Source organism: Plesiomonas sp., assembly GCF_051650925.1.
GTDB lineage: Bacteria > Pseudomonadota > Gammaproteobacteria > Enterobacterales > CAMTGL01 > Plesiomonas.
In genome coordinates, this window is record NZ_JBOFRH010000027.1 from 1 (window position 1) to 4,643 (window position 4,643).

The following is a 4,643-nucleotide window of genomic DNA, read 5'->3' on the forward strand; positions in this document are numbered from 1 at the left end:
ACAGCAGGTTTTCCGTGATCCAGCGCTCTTCTTGTTGGCCAACAATTGCCGTGGTGCTCGGTTGGCGGTATGCTCAGAGCGTTAAATTCTCAGGGCGGGGTGTAAGTCCCCACCGGCGGTATCTGTAGATAGCATCAGCTAGATTGCAGCAGCCCGCGAGCGCTTGCCACGGTAGTGATTGTGTGTAACTACATAATTATACGGCGGTAAGGTCAGCAGATCCGGTGAGATGCCGGGGCCGACGGTTATAGTCCGGATAGAAGAGAGTAACGACACTGACGGGTTATTCGGATAAAAATCGCTGGCGCATGTCAGGCTGACTTTTTATCGGGAAACCGTACCCAGCTGTTCGGCTGCCATCGGTGATCGCTTCAGACAGAACGTTGCTGTGCTGCAACGTATTCCTTGTTTGAACGTAGATTGCCGGTTTGTTGCAGTAACTCCTCTTGTTGTGCCCTGATTCTGGTAATCCATTAAAGTGTATTAAGGACGTTTTTTACCATGAATCAGTCACTGCTTAGTGCTTATGGCTCCCCCATTGAACGTGTTGAACGCGGTTTAGCGGCATTGCGTGCCGGTAATGGTGTGTTGGTGTTAGATGATGAAGATCGTGAAAATGAAGGCGATCTGATTTTTTCGGCCGAGACGATTACTCCTGCGCAGATGGCGCTGACTATTCGTCATGGTAGTGGCATTGTGTGCCTGTGTATTACCGAAGAGCGCCGTCAGCTATTAGAGCTGCCGATGATGGTTGAGGTCAATTCAAGCCAAAATCAGACCGCATTTACGGTGACGATTGAAGCGGCTGCCGGCGTGACTACCGGTGTTTCCGCGCAAGACCGCGTGACAACGATTCGTGCAGCGATTGCGGATGACGCACAGCCACAGGATATTCACCGCCCAGGGCATGTGTTCCCGCTGCGTGCACACAGCGGTGGCGTACTCGCACGCCGTGGCCATACTGAAGCGACCATTGATCTGATGCAACTGTCCGGTTTTAAACCTTATGGTGTGTTGTGTGAGTTGACCAATGATGACGGCACCATGGCGCGTATGCCGGAAGTGGTTGAGTTTGCTAAACAGCATGATATGCCGGTTCTGACGATTGAAGATTTGGTGGCGTATCGTTTAGCGCAGCAAATCGAGGCATAATTTTGCCGTGGCATTCGCCGCTGAGCTGACCGCGCAGAACTCACTGCGCGGTCAGTTGTTTTTATACTCTTAATTTCACCGACCCTTTTTACGAATTCAGACCGGATCCGGCTCTGTTTTTACCGGTAAAAAGCGCGCAATATCAACCTCATCAATCTGCTCTGGGCGCATGTAGCGCTGGGCATAATCTAGCCAGATCCCACTTTGTAAAAACAGGGTAAATAGCTCGGCATCCAAGTGCTGGCCCTTGACCATACCGGCCATAATGCCCAAAGATTCGGTCAGTGTTTTCCCTTTTTTATATGGGCGGTCGACGGCGGTGAGGGCCTCAAAAACATCGGCAATCGCCATCATTCTAGCTGTCAGGCTCATCTGCTCTTTTTTCAGACGGCAAGGGTAGCCGTTGCCGTCAAGACGTTCATGGTGGCCACCGGCAATCTCAGGCACATGCGACATGGTACGGGGGAACGGCAGTGTTTTGAGCATCACAATAGTCTGGACAATGTGCTCATTGATCTTATAGCGCTCTTCATCGGTCAGCGTACCGCGCCGGATTGAGAGGTTGTAGATCTCTCCGCGGTTATACAGATATTGCGGCTCTTGCATCTGGAAGCCGTGACCTTCCGGCAGGCGATCACGCGCCTCGCGGTAGAAGATGTGATCTTCACGGTCGGCCAGCAGATGTTCCCATACCGGCAGAGGAAGTTGCTCTACCCGCGCTTTACGCTGCTGCTCTTCGTGCGATAAGCCAATCCGATCATCAAGCGTCCGCAACCAGCGGCGTTCGGCAATTTTATTGATGCGCGCCAGACGCTCATCAGACATAAATTCACCGCCCACGTTTGATTCGGCCAAAAACAGGAAGTCATCATCGAGTTCGCTGATCTGCTGCTGATATAACGCCTCAATGTGTTCGTTAGGGATCCCCTTAAGTTGCTGCTCAAGTGCACTGATTTTGGCATCCCGTTTGAGTACTTCAATTCGCATTCTGATTTCATTGAGACGGTCGTACATGGTTTCGAGCTTGGTGGCTTTATCCACCACAAACTCTGGGGTGGTGACTTTACCGCAGTCGTGCAACCAACTGGCGATATGCAGCTCTTCGCGCTCCTCATCACTCAAGGAAAAGTCAGTAAATGGCCCGCTTTGTGCCTGCACCGCCGCTTCAGCCAGCATTTCGGTAATCTCTGGTACGCGCTGACAGTGGCCGCCGGTATAGGCACTTTTTGCATCAATTGCGCCGGCCATTAGCTGGATAAAGGCATTCAGCAGATTTTTTTGCTCTTGCAACAGCCGCTGTGTTTCCACTGAAACTGACAAACTGCCGGCAAGGGCTTCAACCAGTTTGAGTTTAGCCGGTTCAATCGCTTGGCTAGTACTGTGCGGATTGAGTAGTACCAGCAGGCCAATCAGTTGGTTGTCACGGTTACGCATCGCAACCATAACAGCTTCTAAATCCCCCAACTGGTGGGTAAAACTGGAGAGTTCAGCAATGGTACTGCTTTGGGTTAACTGCTGATGTACAACATGCCCCTGCAGTGCCTGCTGTAAGGCTGCGTGCTTCATACTCGGGATATGAATGGTTGGAATATCCTGCAGCGACTGCGGCTGACCTTGCCACTGCCACAGTGCTGGTGTCAGGGTGATGCTGTCACGGTCGGGCAGGTAAATAACCCCGCCTTCCATATCCACCAATTTGGTCGTTTCCTGCATTAACCGTGAGAGCAGTGTGGTGAAGTCACGTTCAGCAGCGAGCGAGTTACCAATGTTCAAAAATTGCTGAATGGTGCTGCGCATCTGGCTCATGGTGCGTGCCAGATCATCAATTTCCAGCACCACTGAGTTAATTGGTTTGGGCTGTTCAAAGTTAAAACGGCGGATCTGTTCAGCATCTTGGCGCAGTTGGCGCAGCGGACGCGAGATCCGGTAAGAGATCCACCAGACGATCGGCAGGGCGGTGAACAGTACCAGTATGGCAATCAGGGTGGATTGATTACGGATTTCAATTGAACTGGCCAGCAGCACATCAGACGGCGTGGCAATGGCTAAACGGAAAACACCTTGTGAGTTTTTGATAGGCAATACCGAGCCAAACCACATCTGCCCCATGCTTTCAAATTCAAGGTTATAGTTGTTGGTGTAGGGCTGACCTTCAACCTTGCGCAATAGCTTTGACAGTGCCGGATTGGGCAGCGTATCAATTGAAGACATACTGATTTTACGATCCGCATCCATACGGAATACTTCACGTGGATCGAGGCTAGCGACCACTTTATTCTGCGGGTTGATCAGCGCCATTTTACTGCCGTGTGGCAGTTGTTGCTCTTTGAGTAGATCACTGAAGGTTTTCAGTGAGATATCAATACCTATCACACCGCGGTGGTTTTGTGCCTCACGGCTGATAGTCGTGCCGATCTCCCGTGAGGCGGCAAATACATACATCGGTGCCATTTGCAGCCCAGCTTTCTCTGTTGACTGTTTATACCATGGCCGTACACGCGGGTCGTACTGGAAATCAGGTCGATCACTGTTACCCAGCAGATTAAGGTTGTAGTCAAAATAGAGGTAGTTTTGCCGTACGGTATCACCCTCATGATCCACACTTTGTACAACCCATGCCGTACCTTCTGGTGCATCCCATTCACTGAGTGCATATTTTGATACTCGGCGCATCAGGAACATATCACCGTCGGTATAACCGCAGTAAACGGCATTGGCATACGGGCTGCTGAGCAGAATTTCCCGCATACGCGGCAGTGAATCAAAACGCTGCTCAAGGGTTGAAAACGTGGTAATCGGCATGGTGGTCAGCAGATTAACTGCAACCCCGAGCGCACGGCTGTTTAGCTCAAGCTGTGAGGCGGCGTTATCACCAATATAGCTGTATAGCGCATGTGTATTTTCGATATTGAGTTTATTGGTGCGATAGTAGTTAAAGCCGATCAGCAATATCCCTATCAGAAATAACAGCAGACTAAATAAGCTGGCTATCTGGATCTGCAGCGGATAGCGCTTGTTACGCCACGTCGAGGCCATAGTCTTGATTCTCATTATTATATCTATCGGAAAATACAGTGGGCCACCCTACTGTTACATGTGGTGGCCTTATTAAAAAATGTAGTCACGAATTGGAGTTTTCGCTGCAACATTTTACCGATAGTAGTGTAATGAGCTGGTGCAACATCACATATTGTAGTTTTTAAACAAAGAGTTACTGTTTATAAGCGGTGGTAATGGGCGGTTGAGTATTAAAGCAGGGCTAAACTGATCCCCATCACCGCCATGCCACACAGAACACCGTGGCTTGGGTTGGTTTTCGGGTCGATTTCTTTTGCCAGAGGCATCAACTCATCAACAGACAGTGCAACCATAATACCGGCCACTGCTGCCATAATCATCGCCATACCAACGGGGTTGATGCTGTCGCCAAACACAAAGGCCGCCAGTAACCCGCCGACAATTTCGGCTACCCCTGATAATCCTGCCCAAAA

At 50.4% G+C, this 4,643-nt stretch carries 2 protein-coding genes, 1 pseudogene and 1 riboswitch; of the genes and pseudogenes, 1 reads left to right on the top strand and 2 read right to left on the bottom strand.

Annotated features, from left to right (window positions below):
* The first annotated feature begins 81 nt into the window (after positions 1-81).
* A riboswitch (FMN riboswitch) is annotated at positions 82-272 on the top strand.
* A gap of 229 nt (positions 273-501) precedes the next feature.
* On the top strand, positions 502-1,152 hold the full coding sequence (gene ribB, locus ACRC27_RS00650) for a 3,4-dihydroxy-2-butanone-4-phosphate synthase (protein ID WP_438622598.1): 651 nt from the start codon (positions 502-504) through the stop codon (positions 1,150-1,152).
* 96 nt (positions 1,153-1,248) lie between these two features.
* Here the strand turns inward: ribB and ACRC27_RS00655 are convergent, their stop codons facing one another.
* Both ACRC27_RS00655 and ACRC27_RS00660 read right to left on the bottom strand, forming a co-directional pair.
* Positions 1,249-4,188, bottom strand: coding sequence for an HD domain-containing phosphohydrolase (locus ACRC27_RS00655; protein WP_438638845.1), 2,940 nt, complete (start codon positions 4,186-4,188; stop codon positions 1,249-1,251).
* 212 nt (positions 4,189-4,400) lie between these two features.
* Positions 4,401-4,643: pseudogene (locus tag ACRC27_RS00660) on the bottom strand (zinc transporter ZupT); the annotation flags it as partial.

Excerpts from the sequence above, each read along its gene's own strand:
- ribB (WP_438622598.1), top strand. The coding sequence starts at position 502 with ATGAATCAGTCACTGCTTAGTGCTTATGGCTCCCCCATTGAACGTGTT.
- ACRC27_RS00655 (WP_438638845.1), bottom strand. The coding sequence starts at position 4,188 with ATGGCCTCGACGTGGCGTAACAAGCGCTATCCGCTGCAGATCCAGATA.